Genomic DNA, 18,660 nt, shown 5'->3' on the forward strand with positions numbered 1-18,660 from the left:
GTTTCTTCCTTTTTCTGCAGCATATTTAATGGCAAGATTAGTATGATCCGGAATTGGAAAAACATAATCATCATCTGTTTGATTGGTAAAATTACCAGCCGGTGGTCCTCAACTGCAGCAAATAATATCTGCACCATTATTAGCAGCCCACACAAATGCTTCGGCTTCAGTAATGGAACCCAAACCTATTGAACGTATTGGCATTAGCCGCGCATCAGGAGCCATGCCGGGGAATCGTATATCTGCTGAGCACGCAATACTTGCACAGCCTGTTCCATGCATATCATCAATGGCATGACCAGGCAATCGTTTACGTTGTTTATCCATTAAATCGACCGGATAAATAATTTTCCCCGGTATTGAAAATGCAGGATGTGCAAAATCCAAACCATCATCAATCACACAAATTACCGTATTTGCACCCCGGGAATATTGCCAAGCTTTTTCTGCTTCTACTTTTTTTAATACCCAATTATTTTCAAGCGCTGTAATTGCTGCAGCAGTAATATCATTTTGTAATAATGATCTTCGGCGGACTACCAATTCAGGGTGACAATATTCCACAGGTTTAAGGCGCAATAATTCCTGACATTTATCAAAAATATTTCGACCTAAATCAGCAACGGGCTCACAAAAAAATCCGTTTTTAATAAATTCTAATTGTCGCTTAATTACAAATCCATTTGATAGTAAAATACTAAAGGCATTATTGTAACTCAGTTCATCATAAAATTTAATAAAAATATTGCCGGTGTAAATCTGGTAAATACCTGTTTTCGCATAAACAAAAACGGAACCTACAAACCTGATTTGTGGCAAGGCTGCTTCCGCAACCAAAAGTTTTAATTCATTAATTAATAAATCAGCACCAATTACAACCGATTTCAATTTATATACAAATGCGGAAGCGTCACTAAATGTATTCATCAGTTCAAATCGGCTAAAAATTTCACTGATAGCAGCATTACCGGAAAAAATCACTTCAGGCCGAACACCACCATGGGTTCTAACGATAATCATATCGTCACTTTCCACTAAATTGTGGGTTTGACCTAGTTCTCCGTTAAATGTGACTGCCCGGTTCATGTTGTTTACAGAAGCATCTAAATGGTAATGTTGTGGTAATTCCTTTAATAAAATTCGGTAAAAGGTTTGGCATACCATTCACGGTTTTCCGTGAATTTGAAAATTTTAACATTTTTTTGGGGGGTAGATGTACATGTATCGTAAAATCGGCTAACCGCTTATTGCCTTTTCAATATTATTAATAATCGCTTAACATCTAAATGGTTTTTGAAGATGTCATTTTTTATAAGCAAATAAAATATTTCTTCGGTTTGGAGATTATTAAGTTTTTGATATTTTTACCCGATTAACCTTAAAAACAATTATTATGTTCTCATTTTTTTCCCGCGAATCGGATTATTCGATTGTGCCCGGATGGGCAACCTTTTTCAAACCAAATGAATACACTGCTTTCCTCGCCGCCCTGGATAGTTATTTCAAATCAAAAAAAATGGATTATGATTTGGGTGATGAAGTAGTTACAATTAAAAATAATAAAGCCTTATCCGGCTCATTGGGATTAAGCAATGTATCGCGAGCGTGTAAACAACAAAAAATAAAAAAGTACAACAAAATTGTTACTGATTATTTTGATGCTTTATTGCGGGCAGCAACAACTCAAAAAAAATTTAATACCACAGCCCTTGATTTTGAATCAGTTAAATCACATATTGCTGTCCGATTATATCATAAAAATTACATCAAACAAACCGGTGAACTTCTCGTGTTAACTAAACCTTTTTGTGGTGATATTGTTGCAATGCTGGTTTTTGATATGCCTGATAGTATTATTAATGTTCAACCACATTTTTTAGAAAAATGGAATAAATCATTTGATGAAGTATTTAAACTGGGAATGGAAAATGTAAATGCAAAAACAAAACATTCACCCAAACAAATTCAATTAGGAGAAATTATCATCCATCAGGTAACAGCCACACACTTTTTTAGCCCGAACATAATTTATCAATTTGAAAATTACCCGGAATTACTGGGTAAGTATGGAACACTTTTTTCCATTCCTAACCGCCACTCGGTGCTGCTTCATCCAATAAACAACAGAAGCATGGTAATGACTACAAAAGTGTTGATACAGGCAACGCTGGGCGCTCACAGTCAAGGCCCCGGGCCAATCAGCAATAATTTATTTTGGATGTATAATAATGATATCACACAAATCCCATTTGATATAGATGATAAAAACATCACACTTAATCCGCCAGAAAATTTTCAATTGATTTTGGCACCACTATTTTATTGAAATAATTTCTAAACACCACAAAAAAATAATCCTTGTCTTTTAGTTAAGACAAGGATTTATTTTAAATGAAATGATATAACTTTTATTTATGCTTCATCTTTCGATAGCATATCCATAATTTCCTGACTAACACCAACTGAACTGAAACCACCATCGTGATATAAATTCTGCATGGTAATCATACGACTTAAATCGCTGAACATGAATACACAATAATCGGCACAGGCATCAGCGCTTGCATTGCCTAAAGGTGAAAGGCTGTTGGCATAATTAAAAAATGCATCAAAACCTTTTACGCCACTTCCTGCAGTAGTCCAGGTTGGTGATTGCGAGATAGTATTTACCCTTACTTTTCTGAATTTACCATAGTGGTAACCAAAACTGCGGCCTATACTTTCTAAGGTTGCTTTAGCCTCAGCCATATCGCTATAACTTGGGAATGTACGTTGAGCAGCGATGTAGGTTAATCCTAATACACTACCCCATTCACTGATAGCATCTTTTTTATAAGCAGATTGTAATACTTTGTGAAATGAAACAGCTGAAACATCAAGTGTTTTCATCAAAAACTCATAACTTAAATCTGTATAAGCACGATTTTTACGCACGTTCGGACTCATGCCGATTGAGTGTAAAATAAAATCTATTTTACCGCCTAACACTTCTACTGAACGGTCAATCAGTTTTTCCAGATCTTCAATACTGGTTGCGTCAGCAGGTATTATTTCAGTTTTACATTTTTCAGCTAATTGATTAATTGCACCCATACGCATTGCAATTGGTGCATTGGTTAAGGTGAAAGTAGCACCTTCTTCAAAACATTTTTCGGCAACTTTCCATGCAATTGAACTTTCATCTAAGGCACCGAAAATAATTCCTCTTTTTCCTTTTAATAATTGATGAGCCATATTAGTGGTTTTTAGTGATTGTAACGTCGCGAAAATACAAAGTTTTCCTTTGCTTAATCCTTAATTTTAATGCGATTCTTCTTTTTCTTCCGCTTTTCGTAAGCTAGATCCTGATACTTTTTAGTGAGCATTAAAAAGGCAGCCTGGGTTTCCTCTTTGCTGGAAGGCGTGTCAGAAATGCTATAACTACCCTTTTGCGAGATATCTGTCAGTTTGTTTTTTTTGAAGATATACCTTCCTGTATAAGTAACTTTTATCGTGTCGGAATTTACCGGCGGCGTAGCATTCGCATTATATAATCGTTGATATTCATTTATCAGACTAATGGAATCGTTCCAATAATAATATTCACGGCGAACATCCCCGAAATTAAAACCGAAAAAGGTTTCTATCTTATACAAGGAGTCGTTTTTAAAGTAAGCCTTAAAAGTGGCACCCTTTTCAGGCATTGCCTGCACAAAAGTGGAATCGGCAATCAAAACGTAGTAATGGCTACGCGGCTTTTTGGTGTTTTGCGCTTCAGCTGAACTAATCAGCGAAACGGCTAAAAGCATAATGAAGAGTTTTTTAAGCATAAGTTGAAAAACAAAGTTAGCAGATAAATTGTTATCAAAACGTAATTTTGCCCAATGGCACTAACCCGAACAAATAACTCAGGTGAAAAACCACTCATCAAAAACCCTGCTATAATTGTAGTAAATTTTTTGCTGGTTGGTATTGTAGTGCTTTTTTTAGCCTTTTCTTATGGTTATTTTGCCTTCAAAAATGAGGACTGGATTGCATTTCGGCTGCCAAGGGTGTTTTGGCTCAGCACCTTATTTATTATTCTGGTAAGCGTGCTTTTGCGCAAAACAGTGCATTTTTATGATAAAGACAATGCCTTAAAATTGCGGATTCACGTGGGTATTGCCCTTATTTTTGCAACTGCTTTTGTAGTTTGCCAATGGATAGGCTGGCAGCAATTACATAGCCGGAATCTTCATCTTGACACCTCAACCAGTGTTTCATATATATACCTACTAACCGGTTTGCATGCCATTCACGTTTTGGTAGGGATGGTTTTTTTAATAACCGCATTTTTCCGCGTTTATAAACATACCGGAAGCCAGGTGAATGCGCTAATTTATTTTTCGGACCCAATTAGAAGAAGTCGTTTTAAAATGTTGGCTACCTACTGGCATACTATCGATTTATTGTGGGTGTATTTGTTTCTTGCGTTTTTATACAATCACACCTAAGTTATTTAAATGGCATAAAAAAACCCCTCCGGTATCACCCGAAGAGGTTTGTTTCACTCCTTAACCAACTATATAAAAAATTACTCGTCTTTTTTTATCGTGTTTGCGTTGCAGTTTTGCTTTCGCTTCTGCTTTGCTACCGGATTTTGCTTTCACTTCTGCTTTATGCGCTTTTACTTTTTCTTTATCGGTAGTTGTTTGCGCATCATGATGTTCTTTTACGGCTGCTTTCGCTTCGCCTTTAGTTTCGTATTTACCTTTTAACTCATCTTTATGTTTTGCAGCAATTGCTCTTTTTGAAGGAGTAGCGGCTTTTTTAGCAACCGGTTTTTTTTCGGCTTTTTGGTTTACTACTGCAGCTTTACTTTTTTCGGTAGTTGCAGCTTTCACCTTTTCTTTCTTTTCACCTGCTACTTTCGAATCGCCACTTGCTGTTTGAGCAAACATGTTGGTAGATAAAACCATCATCGCGATTGTCATCATTACCATTATCTTTTTCATAATTTTAAGTTTTAGTAGTTAATCAATTATTTGATACATGAAATACGAATACCGTGCCAAACTGGTATCATTATAACGCATGATACCCCATTTAAAACAGCAAAATCAATTATAACATCTTGAAATTCAACATTTTATAAATTTTCATCGATTTATCAATTTCTGTTTATACTTTTGCGCTCAACATAAACGGGATGTAGCTCAGCCCGGTAGAGCACACGTCTGGGGGGCGTGGGGTCGCAAGTTCGAATCTTGTCATCCCGACACGTATTTTAGCTGCTTACCGGCAGCTATTTTTATTTACCTTCCGTTAATGTGTATTAAATTACCCAAACCATAGCTGAAGGCATACTAAATTTACCTCAGTTTTGGTTTATAACTCGATTAATTAAACAATATGCAGTTTGTATACCCGGCATTTTTATTTGGATTAGCAGCACTGGCAATTCCGGTTATTATACACCTGTTTAATTTTCGCAGGTTTAAAACGGTTTATTTTACTAATGTTCGGTTTCTTAAAAACATACAGGAAGAAACTGCAACAAAAAGTAAACTGAAACATTTGTTTATTTTATTATCCCGTTTACTGGCAATTGCTTTTTTGGTTTTTGCATTTGCACAACCTTTTATTCCTTCTAACCAATCGGCAAAAACTACTGCACATCGTGCTGTAAGTATTTACATTGACAACAGCTTTAGTATGGAGGCTGTTAATAATGATGAACAATTATTAAATATTGCTAAACGCAAAGCGGAAGAAATTGTACAGGGATATACAGTTGATGATAAATTTCAATTGCTTACAAACGACATGGAAGCAAAACATCAGCGACTGGTAAGTAAAGATGAAATGTTGCAGATGATAGCGCAGGTGCAACGAACACCTGAAGTGCGCAATATGGATGAAATTTTTAAACGCCAGAAAGATATTTTAAATCGCGAAGATGCCGGAACACAAAAGTTGATTTACAGTTTAAGCGATTTTCAAAAAAATGCCGGTGGCTTCGAAAATGATACCACCTTTAATATTAACCTCGTTCCACTTAAAAGTAACGAACAGCGCAACCTTACTGTTGATTCTGTTTGGTTTGCTACACCGGTTCAAATTTTAAATCAGCCATTACAACTTTGTTATACAATAAGTAATTACGGCAGTGAAGAAATAACCAACGCGCCGGTTTCTTTAAAATTAAATGAACAAATTAAATCTATCGCCGACATTACGGTTGGAGCTTATAGTAAAATTACTGATACCATGTCGTTCACACTTACTGAACCGGGCTGGTATAATGGCGAATTGAGCGTAAAAGATTATCCGGTAACTTTTGATGATGTATTATATTTTACTTTTAAACCGGTAAGTCAGATTCCGGTAATTACCATTAATGGAAATGCTGAAAATCCATTTTTAAAATCACTGATCGGGAAAAATAATTTCTTCGCAACAACTAATAATGCTGTTACACAAATTGATTTTAATGCTTTAGATAAATTTGATTTAATTATTTTAAATGAAGTAAAATCTATTTCCGGAGGTTTATCCGCAGCATTAAATCAACAATTGGAACGCGGTTGTAATATTATTATCTTCCCCGCAATTGATATGGATTTAAATTCTGTAAATGCATTTTTGCAAAGTAACAGTGTTGGCACATATGGCAATCTCCAAAAAAGAAACAGAAACGTGATTGCCATTAATACGAAAAATCCTGTTTTTACCGATGTATTTGAAAAAATACCTAAAAACTTATCGCTCCCTTATGCTGCCCAAAGTTTTGAAATAAATGCCTATGCCCAAACCATAGAAGAAATGGTAATGGAATTTGGCGACCACAGGCCAATGGTTGCCGGATATCCTGTTAAGCAGGGAACGATTTACCTTTCTGCTGTGCCACTCGATCGTGAAATAACTGATTTGCCCGTGCAGGCGAGTTTATTTGCACCAATGATGTATAAAATTGCTGTCAGCACACAAAAAGAAGCATCATTATATGCCACAATCGGCGATACAAAATGGCTGGAGCTACCGGGTATCAATTTGAGCGGTGATGCCACTTTAAAAGTGAAAAGTGCAGACAATGAATTTATACCTGAAATCAGAAAAACCGGCAACCGAACTGCTGTTAACCTAAGCGCCTATACAAATACAGCCGGAACTTATGCCATTGAAACTGCAGGAAATGCAATACCGCAAACAGGTCAAACCCTGGCTTTAAATTACGACAGAAGTGAGTCAGACCTGAGTTTCGAATCAGAGGAAAGCCTGAAAACACTTTACAATGCTAAGAACATCACTATTTTAGATAATACCGGCAGAAACTTTGCAAACGTTGTTACACAGATGAGCATTGGGACACCGCTATGGAAATTTTGTATTATATTTGTGCTGATATTCCTTGCGGCGGAGATCCTGTTAATCCGTTTTTTGCCGTAGTAAAAATCAACTATGCATTGCATCATTCAGGGAGTAAAGATTATAGACCCAACCTCACCTCATCATCTTTCAGTTAAATCTATTCGTATTCATAACGGTGTAATTGCCGAAATTGCTGATGTTATCACCAACAGCGATGCCGAGGTTTACGATTATTCCGGAAATTGTATTTCACCCGGATGGGTTGATATGCTGGCCGCTTTTGGCGACCCGGGTCATGAATACAAAGAAACAATAGCTACCGGAACAGCCGCTGCAGCTGCCGGTGGATTTACAACGGTTTGTTTAATGCCCAATACAGAGCCGGCATTACACAGTAAAGCTGAAATAGAATACGTTATAAATAAATCGGCTGCATCACCGGTTACTGTTTTACCTTATGGCGCAATTACCAAAAACAGAGAAGGTAAAGAACTAACTGAAATTTACGACATGCATTATGCCGGAGCAGTTGGTTTTACTGATGCTGATGTTGCTATTCGCGATACCGGAATTATGTTGCGCAGTCTGCAATATGTTAAACCATTTAATGGCGTAATTATAAATATTCCCAACGATCATAAAATTGTTGGAAATGCAAATGTGAATGAAGGGGTAATGAGCGTGCAGCTCGGTATGTATGGTATTCCGGATGTGTTGGAAGAATTAATGGTAATTCGCGATATTAAATTAGCTGAATATGCTGATTCAAATGTGCACCTCGGGGTAATTTCTTCAGCAAAATCGTTACCTCATATTCGCGATGCTAAAAAGCGTGGAATAAAAATTACAGCGGGTATTGCTGCTTATCAGATTTATTTCGACGAATCGGTTTTACATGATTACGATACTAAATTCAAAGTGAATCCACCACTTCGAACAAAAGAAGATATAACGGCGTTAATAAGTGCTATGCAAGATGGAACTATTGATGTAGTTTGCAGTTATCATTTGCCACATGAAAATGACGCAAAAGAAATTGAATTCGAATACGCTGCTTTTGGAATGGAAAGTTTGGAAGCTACTTTTGGTGCTGTGAATTATGCAGTCGGTAATGCTGTTTCAACTGAAACATTAATCACCATGCTGGCAATTAATCCGCGCAAAATTTTACAACTGCCTGTGCCATCAGTTAAACAAGATGGGTTGGCAGAATTAACCATTTTTAATGAAAGTGAAATTGCAGATTTTGCCGATTCTAATATTAAGTCGCGTTCACACAATACAGCTTTTATCGGAAAAAAGATGAAAGGTAAACCGCTGGCAATTATTAATAACAATCAATTTAAAGCTATATAATTTGGAAAATACCAATACGGATTCGGTAGAAAAAACGGGCTCCCGTAAACCAATCGTAGTGCGCAATGGTATTGTGTTGTCGCTCATATTAATGGGTATTTTACTCACAGTACATTTTTTTGATGTGGGTTATATGAACGAGCGCATTGCCTTGGGTAATATGGTATTGTTGTTGGTTGCTATTATTGTAACCCAACTGGAAGTGCGGGATAAAATTTTCAAAGGTATTTTACCTTTCGACCGTGCTTTTGGAACTGCCATGATGGTAGTTTTGATTGTAACAGCAATATTTTCGATATTTACATTAATATTTTATTTGACTATCGGAAAAGAGTTGCTTGGGCAAATGCGGGAAATTGCAGAAAATTCGTTGCGTGCTGATGGTAAAACAGAGGAAGAAATAAAAGAATCGATGCAATTTACCAATCATAGTTTTACGCCAATTGGAACATTTGTTATGTCGTTGATCGGCATGTTGTTTTTTGGCACAATCAGCGCTTTAATTGCATCATTATTTACTCAAAGAAGAGCATAATGCAGATATCGGTTGTAATACCATTATTAAACGAAGAGGAAAGTTTACCTGAATTAACACAGTGGATTCATCGTGTTATGACGGATAATAATTTTTCGTACGAAATCATTTTTGTTGATGATGGCAGTCGCGATAAGTCATGGCAGATTATTGGTGAATTGCACAATCAATTTCCTGCTGTAAAAGGGTTAAAATTCAGACGTAATTATGGCAAATCTGCAGCATTAAACGAAGGTTTTTCTGTGGCTCAAGGGGATGTAGTAATTACTATGGATGCCGATATGCAGGATAGTCCTGACGAAATTCCGGAATTGTATAAAATGATTATGGTCGATGGACTTGATTTGGTAAGCGGATGGAAAAAACGTCGCCATGACCCAATTTCAAAAACTATTCCTTCGAAATTTTTTAACTGGACAACCTCACAAATAACCGGAATTAAATTACACGATTTTAACTGCGGATTAAAAGCATATAAAAAAGACCTGGTAAAGAGTATTGAGGTTTATGGCGAAATGCATCGTTATATTCCGCAAATAGCAAAAACTGCAGGTTTTTATAAAATAGGAGAGAAGGTTGTAGAACACCGCGCGCGTAAATACGGGCAATCTAAATTTGGATGGGAGCGATTTATGAAAGGTTTTTTAGACCTTACATCCATAATGTTTGTTTCAAAATTCGGAAAAAAACCGATGCACCTTTTTGGCACCATGGGTTTTTTATCATTTTTAGTCGGTGGTATTATTACCATCTGGCTGATTATTGAAAAATTGTTAAAAATGAACTCCGGTGAAAAGTACCGACAAATTACCGACCAGCCGTTATTTTATATCGCATTAGTTGCTATTATTGTTGGCGTGCAATTATTTGTTGCCGGATTTTTAGGTGAACTCATTTCACGAAATTCACCGGATAGAAATACTTATCAGGTAGACCAACAGATTGGTATCGCATGAAAATTGTTTTACTTGGAACAGTTTGGCCGTATCGCGGTGGTTTGGCATCTTTTAATGAACGTTTACTCAAAGAATTTCAGGATAATGGTCACGAGGTAAATGCAATTACATTTACGTTACAATATCCCAATATTTTATTCCCCGGTAAAACACAATATTCAACTTCCCCGGCACCTGCAAATTTAAAAATTGAACGCACTGTAAATTCCGTAAATCCGCTTAATTGGATTAAAGTCGGCAAGCAAATTCAAAAACAAGCTCCTGATATTTTAATTATTAAATACTGGATGCCATTTATGGCCCCGTGTTTTGGTACCATTGCAAAAATTGCCAAAAAAAATAAAAAAACGAAGGTGATTTGTATCGCAGATAATATCATTCCGCACGAACAAAAGTTTTACGACCAACGATTTACAAGATATTTTATTAATCAATGCGACAAGTTTGTGGTGATGAGTGCAAGTGTGTTAAAAGACCTTACGCAATTTGACCGCACTAAAATGCGTGCAACAAACCCACACCCGTTATTCGATAATTTTGGTGAAAAGGTGAGTAAATCTGCTGCTTGCACTAAATTAAATCTTGCCCCAAATAAAAACTATATTTTATTTTTTGGATTTATTAGAGATTATAAAGGCCTCGATTTATTATTACAGGCAATGCCACAAATTAAATCGGATGTTGAATTAATTATTGCGGGCGAATATTATACCGATGATAAACCTTATCAGGAATTAATTGAAAAATATCAATTACAATCACGTGTTCATCAGTTTAATCATTTTATTGCCGATGAAGAAGTGAAGTATTTCTTTTGTGCTGCGGATATGGTGGTGCAACCCTATAAACATGCTACACAAAGTGGCGTAACACAAATTGCCTATCATTTTGAATTACCGATGTTGGTTACTAATGTTGGCGGGTTGCCGGAGATGGTTCCGGATTATAAAGTAGGCTATGTTACTGAGGTGGATTCAAATGCAATAGCTTCTGCCATTGATGATTTTTATTTACATCAACGTGCAGCACAATTTATCGAAAATATTAAAGCTGAAAAATTGCGTTTTGGTTGGGACAGAATGATGCAGTCGATTATTGCACTTGCTGCTACCTAATTATTTCTTCCGGTTAAAAATAAATTGCATCACAAAGTATAAAGGTAAACCACCAATGAAAATCAGAAATCCATAAAACGATGACTCACGGTCGCTGGTAATGGTGTTGTAGGTTACAAACAACAGTGTCGCAATAAATAATAATGGCACTACCGGAAAACCCTTCATTTTAAAACCATTATAATTAGCTGCAGATTTTTTTCTGAGTATAAATATTGCAGCTGCAGCGCTTGCCAAACTAATACTATCTATAAATAAAACATAGTTTACAATATTCTCAAAATCGCCGAGCAGAAATACGGATAATAACATTACAGCAATAAAAAAAGTTAGTCCGAATTGCTGAACTTGTGTTTTGGGATTAACAGATGCAAAAACCGGTGGCAAAATTTTATCTTCTGCCATGGCGTAGTAAACACGTGGGTTACTCATTACAGAAGTATTTAAGAAGCCCAAAACTGAGGTGAATAATACCACTGAAATAATCGTAGCGCCAACAGGACCAAATATTTTTTCAGCTAATGTGCTGGCAATTAATGGCGAAGTTTTCATTGCTTCAAATCCTATAACGTGCACATACGTGAAATTTAATAAGAGATATAATACAATTACAATTCCCATACCTGTAAAAATTGCTCGCGGAATATTTTTATTGGGTTCTTCAACATCAGCACCAAAATTTACTGTTTGCTGATATCCGCCGTAGGTAAAAAATATAGAAATAAGTGCTACACCAAAAGCACCTATAAAATTAAAATCACCATTGTTGTTTACCAATATTGTATTTTCAGATGCTGGTTTTCCGAAAATGGCGAAACAAAACGCCGTAATCATCACGATTTTTAAAATGGATAAAAAGTTTTGTGTTCTGGCACCCATTTTAATACCCAGAAAGTTGATGAAAAACAGAATCAGAATTATAACCTCTGCAATTATTTTTTGAATTTGCTCGGTATTTGATGCATCCGGAAAAATGATAGGTGTGATATATTCCGCTCCAATTAGTGCAACTCCTGCGCTGCTGCCTGCATTTATAATTACCTGACTCCAGTTGAGCATAAATGCGTAAGCCGGATGATAGGCATAGGAAAAAATTTTATAATAACCACCTGCAGCAGGTAATCGTGAGCCAATTTCTGCAAAAGTAAGTGCACCGCAAATAGATATAAATCCTCCAAAAATCCAGGCTGCAAAAAATATCCATTCACTACCTGCATTAGAAGCTACAACAGATGGGGTTCTGAATATGCCGACACCAATTACTAAACTCACCACTATCATGGTAAGGTCAAATCGTTTGAGTTTAGGTTGAATGGACATCCGGCAATAAAAATAACAAAATAATATTCAGGCAGGCAGATTTAATAGTATACTTCTAATTTGCTCAAAGGCACTATCATATCCTTCCCGGCAAAACCGGCATTTCTTACAATAGCATGATTGTCATCCTTTAAATTTATAACCATCACCCAATACATTTTGTCAAAATATAAAATATTACTCGGAACAATATCCTTACTTTGGGCGGCGCGAACACCATAAAAAACATCAGTATAATCTGCTGTACCCGTACCACTGTATTCGCTATATTTTACATACACAAAATCATTTTGGGGTTTTACATCATCGGTAACTATTGCTTTGTAAGGTTCAAAGTCCCCGAATTGCCGGATAATCACTGAATCTCCCTTTTTTAATAAAGTTATATTTATCCAAGGTGCTTTATATAAAAATTTATCTGCTACCCATATTGTTTCACTAAAACGCCCTTCTCCAATTCGAACCTTGTAAGCATTGGTAATGATATTTTGAATTACACTATAGGCACTATTATAATAATATGTTTTATAATCTGCTGCAGTAACCCATTGCGTTAAATTAGAGCGTCCAACTTTTGACCCAATTAAATAAACGGTATCCGCTTTATCCTGAATTTCACATTCAATTTGAAATTCACCTGTTGTATCAACTATGGCAACCTTATCATTTATTTTTATTTCAAAAGGTATAACATCAGGCCTTGGCAACAAGTTATCTAAATAAATCACCGGGTCTTTGTCAGCATACGCCTGACTATCAAACTTACAAGCTTGAATTAAATACATATTTACTAAAAGCAGTAATAAAAATTTACGCATGTGTAATCTGTTATTCAAATATACTAAATCATAATTAAGTTGTGCGTGGGCATAAAAAAAGAGCCTGTGAGAGGCTCTTTTAAAATATAATGTGCTGTTAAATTACATGTGACTGATTATTTCATTACCAAACTCGCTGCATTTAAGCATCGTAGCGCCTTCCATCTGACGGTGGAAATCGTAAGTAACACGTTTAGCGGCAATAGCTTTTTCCATACCTTTAATAATAAGGTCGTTTGCTTCCTGCCAGCCTAAATATTCAAACATCATACAACCACTTAAAATAACTGAACCCGGATTTACTTTATCCTGATTAGCATATTTAGGTGCTGTACCATGTGTAGCTTCAAATATTGCATGACCACTCACATAATTAATGTTGGCACCGGGAGCAATTCCAATACCACCAACCTGAGCAGCAAGTGCATCACTTAAATAATCGCCATTTAAATTTAATGTTGCAATAACATCAAATTCATCAGGACGTGTTAATACTTGTTGTAAAGTAATATCAGCAATTGAATCTTTAATTACAATGCCGGCACCAGGTTTTCCTTCCGGAATAACACACCATGGTCCGCCATCAATTTCAACTGCACCAAAAAATTCTTTAGCTACCTGATATCCCCAATCTCTGAAACCACCTTCAGTAAATTTCATGATATTTCCTTTGTGCACAAGGTTTACACTTTTGCGGTTATTTTTAATTGCATAATCGATCGCTGCATAAACCAAACGTTCAGTTCCAAGGTAACTTACCGGTTTAATACCAATACCAACCATGGTGTCGATATCGCGGAAAGGCATACCAACTGATGTTAAATCTTTTTGCCACGCATCCGCTTTTTCTTTTGAACCAAAACGAATTTTATCGAAATCTTTTGGAGAATTTTCTTTCAGCCAGCTTAAAAATTTAGTTGCTAACTCGCCATTTCCCTGCCAATCGATACCGGCATAAATATCTTCAGTGTTTTCACGGTAAATTACCATGTCCACTTTTTCAGGAGCTTTAACCGGTGAAGGAACACCCTGAAAATAACGCACCGGGCGTAAACACACATATAAATCAAGAATTTGACGTAAAGCCACGTTTAATGAGCGGATACCACCACCAACCGGAGTGGTAAGCGGACCTTTAATACCTACTAAATATTCACGGAATGCATCCAAAGTTGCATCCGGTAACCAACTGCCGGTCTGATTAAATGATTTTTCACCTGCAAGCACTTCCATCCATTCAATCTTGCGTTTTCCACCGTATGCCTTTGCTACTGCAGCATCGAATACGCGAACTGAAGCCGCCCAAATATCAGCGCCAGTGCCATCACCTTCTATAAATGGAATAATCGGATTGTCCGGAACGTTTAATTTGCCATTGGCAATTGTAATTTTTTGACCACTCATTGTTGTTTAATTTTTTAATTTGACCGCAAAGATACGACTAAGAGGGGAGTAGACAAGGCATTTTTTAATTCAAACTTACCTTTTCACACAATGGGCAGAAGCGCTTACATTTCAAACTTTTGCTTATTCTTACAGTATGAACAAACAACCGGAGTTAAAACGCGTTTTGGGATTGAGCACTGCCATATTATTGGTAATCAGCTCAATGATTGGCAGCGGCGTATTCAAAAAAATTGCTCCCATGAGCAGTGCGCTTATGGACAATCAACTCATTTTACTGGCCTGGATATTAGCAGGTGTGGTATCCATGTTCGGGGTATTTACTTATGCAGGTCTTGCATCGCTTACTGAAGAAGGGGGCGGACAATTCGAATACTTCAGAATTATTTATGGTAAATTTTTCGGGTTTTTGTTTGGATGGACATGTTTCACGGTTATTCAATCGGCTTCCATAGCTTCTATTGCTTATGTATTTGCAGAATCGGTAAATAATTTGGTGCATTTTAAGCTGCCGTTAGATGCTTATAAAGATATTAATATTGGAGAATTTATTTATCCGTTTGCGAATTCAGGGGTTAAAATTTTTACTATCGCAACTATAATTGCACTTACCGTAATTAATTATTTTGGCGTAAAAAAAGGCGGACTCATTAATGATATTTTTTCGTGGGCGAAAATTGGCGGCATACTTTTTCTCATATTTACCGGTTTCATTTTATATGGCAATTCAGATCAGGTTGCTGCTGAAAATAGTTTATTAGTTAAACCCGCAGATTTTAATTTAATATCCGGTTTATTTACTGCCATGCTTGCTGCTTTTTGGGCTTATGATGGTTGGGTGAATTTATCTTATATGGGTGGAGAAGTAATTAATCCAAAACGCAATATCCCGATTGCAATTGTTGGTGGAACTGCTGTGGTTATGATTTTATATACGCTCGTAAATATTGTTTATTTGCGTGTTTTACCGGTGCAAACTTTTATTGATATTGATAATGCCGGAAATAAAATTGCAGCAGCAGAAGTAGCACAATCTATTTTACCCGGAATTGGATATACCTTATTATCAGTATTAATTATGTTATGTACGTTTGGAGCAACAAATGCCAGTTTAATGTCATCACCGCGTATATATCATCAAATGGCAAAACAAAAATTATTTTTTAAAGGTTTTGGCGCAACACATCCTAAATATCAAACTCCTCATAAGTCATTAATTTATCAAATGTTATGGAGTAGCGTGCTGGTTGTTTCCGGAACATTTGATCAGCTTACCGATATGCTCATATTTGCTTCCTTTATTGCTTATGGCAGCGGCGCCGCAGGTTTATTATATATGAAAATGAAAGGAAAATTAGTAACTAATCCTGAAGATGGAACTACGCAACGCATTAAAATAACGGCTAAAGTTATTGGTTATCCAGTAATTCCCGTTTTATTTTTATTAGTTGCAATCGGACTTGTTTTTAACACATTACTTACAATGCCTAATGAAAGTATGGTTGGATTAAGCTTTATTGCAATAGGTATTCCGGTTTATTACCTTGTAAAAAAACAACACGCTGCTAAATGATAGCTTTTAATTGAACTTAATTTGGAAATAATATAAAATAAGAAAGGAGCCCCAAGCGGAGCTCCTTTTCTTTAGATAATACTTCTCTTAACAGCCATTCAGAAGTATTAATCTGTCAGCACAACCAGAAACTTAGAGGTTTTCCAGAACGCATCCGGATTTTCAATAACTAATTCCTCAATTGTTTTATCACCTTCAACCAAAGTATATGAATCGGTTGCATGTGTTGTAATTACTTTTGCACTTTTTGAATTGATAGATAATTCTTTGAATTTACGAATATCTATTTTAGTAAATGCACTTGCATCGAAGTTATTAACTAATTCTTTGTTCGCTCCGATTCCGATAAATCCACCTTCTTTATCTACTACACCTAATTCTTTTAATTCTTTATACGTACCGGCAATGTAATATGCAGTGTTTAAATCATCAGTCTGCTTAGAAATTACTTCAGCCTGTTGCGTATTTTGAGATTCTAATTCTTGTTTTTGAACTGTAATGGTACTTAAATCGGTAGATAAAGTTGCAATTTGATAATTTGCTTTTTCCAATTCAGTTTTTAATGCTAATAAATCAGATTCTTTTTGAGCTAATTGTTCGTTCAGTAAAGCAACTTTTTGATCTAATTCTTTAATTTTTAAACTGCTGCCTTTGCTTTTGCGATTTAACTCTTCAACTAAAGTTTTGTTTTTCTGAATTAATTCGTTTAACGTATTAATGTTAGCCAGAATATCCTGTTTTTGTTGATCTTTGCTGCGACCTTCTGTAGTTAAATTGGCATCTATTAAACCTTCGGTTCTTTTGATTTCGATAAGGTTTGAATCGATTTCATTCATCATACCCATATAGTCACCAATTTCATTCAGTGCGGCATCCCAACCTTGTTTATATTCTGCGCTTTTGCCTTGGAGGTCTGCGTTTTGTTTTTCCAGATCATCAATTTTTCCCTGGTTACATGCAAACATGAGTGGCGTGAAGCTGAAAATTAAAAGATACTTTTTCATAATTTTAGATTTGTAAGTGTTTATTGAAAATAGTGAGCCAAAATTTCATTACGATGTAAAATGCAATAAAATCAAGGCTTTGTGTAATTAACCATCAAAGCTACACACTTATTTTATGTGGAATTAGTCCTCAACATGTGGAAAATATTATAGTGTGTTTTATATTTCCTACACTGTATCTTTGAACCGTAGTGAAAAATCCGAATTTAGATCCTTCAGATGAATTTATGTCGAGTTCCGAAAAGGAATTTGAAAAAGCGATGCGCCCGCAGGGTTTTTTCGAGTTTCAGGGGCAGGATAGAATCGTTGATAATCTAAAAGTATTTATTTCTGCAGCCAAACAACGCGGTGAAGCACTTGACCACGTATTATTACATGGCCCTCCGGGTTTAGGTAAAACCACACTTTCATTTATTGTTGCCAATGAGCTGGGTGTAAATATGAAAATTACTTCCGGCCCGGTATTGGAAAAACCCGGCGACCTTGCGGGATTATTAACCAGCCTTGAAGAACGTGACGTATTATTTATAGATGAAATTCATCGCTTAAGCACCGTTGTTGAAGAATATTTATATCAGGCAATGGAGGATTTTAAGATTGACATCATGATTGAAACCGGCCCTAACGCCCGTTCCATTCAAATTAATCTGAACCCTTTTACACTTGTTGGCGCAACTACCCGTTCGGGAATGCTGAGTGCACCATTGCGCTCCCGTTTCGGAATTACTTCCCGCATCGAATATTATGATGCCCTTACTTTACAAACTATTGTTGAACGTTCAGCTAAAATTTTAAATACCGAAATAACGAAAGACGGTTCCTGGGAAATTGCCCGTCGCAGCCGCGGAACACCTCGTATTGCCAATAACCTCCTGCGCAGAATCCGCGATTTTGCCCAGGTTAAAGGTAAAGGTATAATCAATGTTGAAATTGCCCGTTTTGGCCTTACTGCCCTAAATGTGGATGAGCATGGACTTGATGAAATGGATAACAGAATCCTGAGCGATATAATTGAAAAATTTTCAGGCGGTCCTGTGGGCTTAACTACTATTGCCACTGCTGTTGGTGAAGATTCAGGTACAATAGAAGAAGTTTATGAGCCATTCCTTATTCAGGAAGGTTACCTCAAACGCACACCTCGGGGTCGTGAAGCAACCGAAAAAGCCTATAAACACCTCGGAAAGGTGCCACCCGGCAATAATTATAAACTTTTCGAGTAACACTTAAACATCCTTTTTCCGTTAAGTTTC

At 36.3% G+C, this 18,660-nt stretch carries 17 protein-coding genes and 1 tRNA gene; 10 read left to right on the forward strand and 8 right to left on the reverse strand.

All coding sequences use genetic code 11. The features are described 5' to 3' along the window. Nucleotides 1-108: 108 nt before the first annotated feature. Nucleotides 109-1,164: a S8 family serine peptidase gene (locus IPI65_05190; protein ID MBK7440929.1), complete on the reverse strand. Its 1,056-nt coding sequence runs from the start codon at nucleotides 1,162-1,164 to the stop codon at nucleotides 109-111. 229 nt (nucleotides 1,165-1,393) lie between these two features. On the opposite strand from IPI65_05190, the gene IPI65_05195 reads away from it, so the two are divergent. After that, nucleotides 1,394-2,326: a hypothetical protein gene (locus IPI65_05195; GenBank protein MBK7440930.1), complete on the forward strand. Its 933-nt coding sequence runs from the start codon at nucleotides 1,394-1,396 to the stop codon at nucleotides 2,324-2,326. A gap of 86 nt (nucleotides 2,327-2,412) precedes the next feature. On the opposite strand, the gene IPI65_05200 is transcribed toward IPI65_05195, so the two are convergent. Together IPI65_05200 and IPI65_05205 are read right to left on the reverse strand one after the other, a co-directional pair. Beyond that, a complete protein-coding gene (locus IPI65_05200) occupies nucleotides 2,413-3,234 on the reverse strand; it encodes an SDR family oxidoreductase (protein MBK7440931.1) in 822 nt (273 codons plus the stop codon). Between the two features lie 53 nt (nucleotides 3,235-3,287). Next, nucleotides 3,288-3,788, reverse strand: a complete 501-nt coding sequence (locus IPI65_05205) for a hypothetical protein (GenBank protein ID MBK7440932.1) — start codon at nucleotides 3,786-3,788, stop codon at nucleotides 3,288-3,290. Between the two features lie 75 nt (nucleotides 3,789-3,863). On the opposite strand from IPI65_05205, the gene IPI65_05210 reads away from it, so the two are divergent. After that, nucleotides 3,864-4,472 (forward strand): cytochrome c oxidase subunit 3, encoded by a 609-nt coding sequence (locus IPI65_05210; GenBank protein ID MBK7440933.1) that lies wholly within the window; start codon nucleotides 3,864-3,866, stop codon nucleotides 4,470-4,472. Nucleotides 4,473-4,532: 60 nt separating this feature from the next. Here IPI65_05210 and IPI65_05215 read toward each other — a convergent pair whose 3' ends face one another. Then, a complete protein-coding gene (locus IPI65_05215; protein ID MBK7440934.1) occupies nucleotides 4,533-4,973 on the reverse strand; it encodes a hypothetical protein in 441 nt (146 codons plus the stop codon). A gap of 190 nt (nucleotides 4,974-5,163) precedes the next feature. On the opposite strand from IPI65_05215, the gene IPI65_05220 reads away from it, so the two are divergent. The 6 genes from IPI65_05220 (at nucleotide 5,164) to IPI65_05245 (ending at nucleotide 11,291) form a co-directional block, all read left to right on the forward strand. Continuing rightward, nucleotides 5,164-5,237 (forward strand) — tRNA-Pro (locus IPI65_05220). Nucleotides 5,238-5,370: 133 nt separating this feature from the next. Further along, nucleotides 5,371-7,407 carry a BatA domain-containing protein gene (locus tag IPI65_05225; GenBank protein MBK7440935.1) on the forward strand — a complete coding sequence of 679 codons (2,037 nt, stop codon included), beginning with the start codon at nucleotides 5,371-5,373 and terminating at the stop codon, nucleotides 7,405-7,407. Nucleotides 7,408-7,419: 12 nt separating this feature from the next. After that, nucleotides 7,420-8,685 (forward strand): dihydroorotase, encoded by a 1,266-nt coding sequence (gene pyrC / locus IPI65_05230; GenBank protein MBK7440936.1) that lies wholly within the window; start codon nucleotides 7,420-7,422, stop codon nucleotides 8,683-8,685. 1 nt (nucleotide 8,686) lies between these two features. Continuing rightward, nucleotides 8,687-9,220, forward strand: a complete 534-nt coding sequence (locus IPI65_05235) for a DUF4199 domain-containing protein (protein MBK7440937.1) — start codon at nucleotides 8,687-8,689, stop codon at nucleotides 9,218-9,220. Then, nucleotides 9,220-10,176: a glycosyltransferase family 2 protein gene (locus tag IPI65_05240; protein ID MBK7440938.1), complete on the forward strand. Its 957-nt coding sequence runs from the start codon at nucleotides 9,220-9,222 to the stop codon at nucleotides 10,174-10,176. The genes IPI65_05235 and IPI65_05240 overlap by 1 nt, the downstream gene beginning before the upstream one ends. Continuing rightward, on the forward strand, nucleotides 10,173-11,291 hold the full coding sequence (locus IPI65_05245) for a glycosyltransferase (protein ID MBK7440939.1): 1,119 nt from the start codon (nucleotides 10,173-10,175) through the stop codon (nucleotides 11,289-11,291). Before IPI65_05240 ends, IPI65_05245 begins: the two co-directional genes overlap by 4 nt. Here the strand turns inward: IPI65_05245 and IPI65_05250 are convergent, their stop codons facing one another. The 3 genes from IPI65_05250 to icd all read right to left on the reverse strand — a co-directional run bounded on the left by IPI65_05250 (nucleotide 11,292) and on the right by icd (nucleotide 14,833). After that, nucleotides 11,292-12,611, reverse strand: coding sequence for an amino acid permease (locus IPI65_05250; GenBank protein MBK7440940.1), 1,320 nt, complete (start codon nucleotides 12,609-12,611; stop codon nucleotides 11,292-11,294). It abuts the gene before it with no gap. Nucleotides 12,612-12,652: 41 nt separating this feature from the next. After that, on the reverse strand, nucleotides 12,653-13,429 hold the full coding sequence (locus IPI65_05255) for a hypothetical protein (protein ID MBK7440941.1): 777 nt from the start codon (nucleotides 13,427-13,429) through the stop codon (nucleotides 12,653-12,655). A gap of 102 nt (nucleotides 13,430-13,531) precedes the next feature. Continuing rightward, nucleotides 13,532-14,833, reverse strand: coding sequence for an NADP-dependent isocitrate dehydrogenase (icd, locus tag IPI65_05260; protein ID MBK7440942.1), 1,302 nt, complete (start codon nucleotides 14,831-14,833; stop codon nucleotides 13,532-13,534). A 136-nt stretch (nucleotides 14,834-14,969) separates the two neighbouring features. Here icd and IPI65_05265 point away from each other — a divergent pair, with 136 nt between their 5' ends. Continuing rightward, nucleotides 14,970-16,406: an amino acid permease gene (locus tag IPI65_05265; protein MBK7440943.1), complete on the forward strand. Its 1,437-nt coding sequence runs from the start codon at nucleotides 14,970-14,972 to the stop codon at nucleotides 16,404-16,406. Nucleotides 16,407-16,513: 107 nt separating this feature from the next. Here IPI65_05265 and IPI65_05270 read toward each other — a convergent pair whose 3' ends face one another. After that, nucleotides 16,514-17,410, reverse strand: coding sequence for a hypothetical protein (locus IPI65_05270; protein ID MBK7440944.1), 897 nt, complete (start codon nucleotides 17,408-17,410; stop codon nucleotides 16,514-16,516). 227 nt (nucleotides 17,411-17,637) lie between these two features. Here IPI65_05270 and ruvB point away from each other — a divergent pair, with 227 nt between their 5' ends. Next, nucleotides 17,638-18,630, forward strand: coding sequence for a Holliday junction branch migration DNA helicase RuvB (gene ruvB / locus IPI65_05275; protein ID MBK7440945.1), 993 nt, complete (start codon nucleotides 17,638-17,640; stop codon nucleotides 18,628-18,630). The last annotated feature ends 30 nt before the right edge of the window (nucleotides 18,631-18,660 follow it).

The organism is Bacteroidota bacterium (assembly GCA_016706255.1).
Lineage (GTDB): Bacteria > Bacteroidota > Bacteroidia > Chitinophagales > BACL12 > UBA7236.

Bases quoted from the DNA above. Each gene is read 5' to 3' on its own strand.
- IPI65_05270 (MBK7440944.1), bottom strand. From the start codon at position 17,410: ATGAAAAAGTATCTTTTAATTTTCAGCTTCACGCCACTCATGTTTGCA.
- IPI65_05265 (MBK7440943.1), top strand. From the start codon at position 14,970: ATGAACAAACAACCGGAGTTAAAACGCGTTTTGGGATTGAGCACTGCC.
- IPI65_05205 (MBK7440932.1), bottom strand. From the start codon at position 3,788: ATGCTTTTAGCCGTTTCGCTGATTAGTTCAGCTGAAGCGCAAAACACC.
- IPI65_05255 (MBK7440941.1), bottom strand. From the start codon at position 13,429: ATGCGTAAATTTTTATTACTGCTTTTAGTAAATATGTATTTAATTCAA.
- IPI65_05250 (MBK7440940.1), bottom strand. From the start codon at position 12,611: ATGTCCATTCAACCTAAACTCAAACGATTTGACCTTACCATGATAGTG.
- IPI65_05215 (MBK7440934.1), bottom strand. From the start codon at position 4,973: ATGAAAAAGATAATGGTAATGATGACAATCGCGATGATGGTTTTATCT.
- IPI65_05240 (MBK7440938.1), top strand. From the start codon at position 9,220: ATGCAGATATCGGTTGTAATACCATTATTAAACGAAGAGGAAAGTTTA.
- IPI65_05245 (MBK7440939.1), top strand. From the start codon at position 10,173: ATGAAAATTGTTTTACTTGGAACAGTTTGGCCGTATCGCGGTGGTTTG.
- IPI65_05210 (MBK7440933.1), top strand. From the start codon at position 3,864: ATGGCACTAACCCGAACAAATAACTCAGGTGAAAAACCACTCATCAAA.
- IPI65_05225 (MBK7440935.1), top strand. From the start codon at position 5,371: ATGCAGTTTGTATACCCGGCATTTTTATTTGGATTAGCAGCACTGGCA.
- pyrC (MBK7440936.1), top strand. From the start codon at position 7,420: ATGCATTGCATCATTCAGGGAGTAAAGATTATAGACCCAACCTCACCT.
- ruvB (MBK7440945.1), top strand. From the start codon at position 17,638: ATGTCGAGTTCCGAAAAGGAATTTGAAAAAGCGATGCGCCCGCAGGGT.
- icd (MBK7440942.1), bottom strand. From the start codon at position 14,833: ATGAGTGGTCAAAAAATTACAATTGCCAATGGCAAATTAAACGTTCCG.
- IPI65_05190 (MBK7440929.1), bottom strand. From the start codon at position 1,164: ATGGTATGCCAAACCTTTTACCGAATTTTATTAAAGGAATTACCACAA.
- IPI65_05200 (MBK7440931.1), bottom strand. From the start codon at position 3,234: ATGGCTCATCAATTATTAAAAGGAAAAAGAGGAATTATTTTCGGTGCC.
- IPI65_05195 (MBK7440930.1), top strand. From the start codon at position 1,394: ATGTTCTCATTTTTTTCCCGCGAATCGGATTATTCGATTGTGCCCGGA.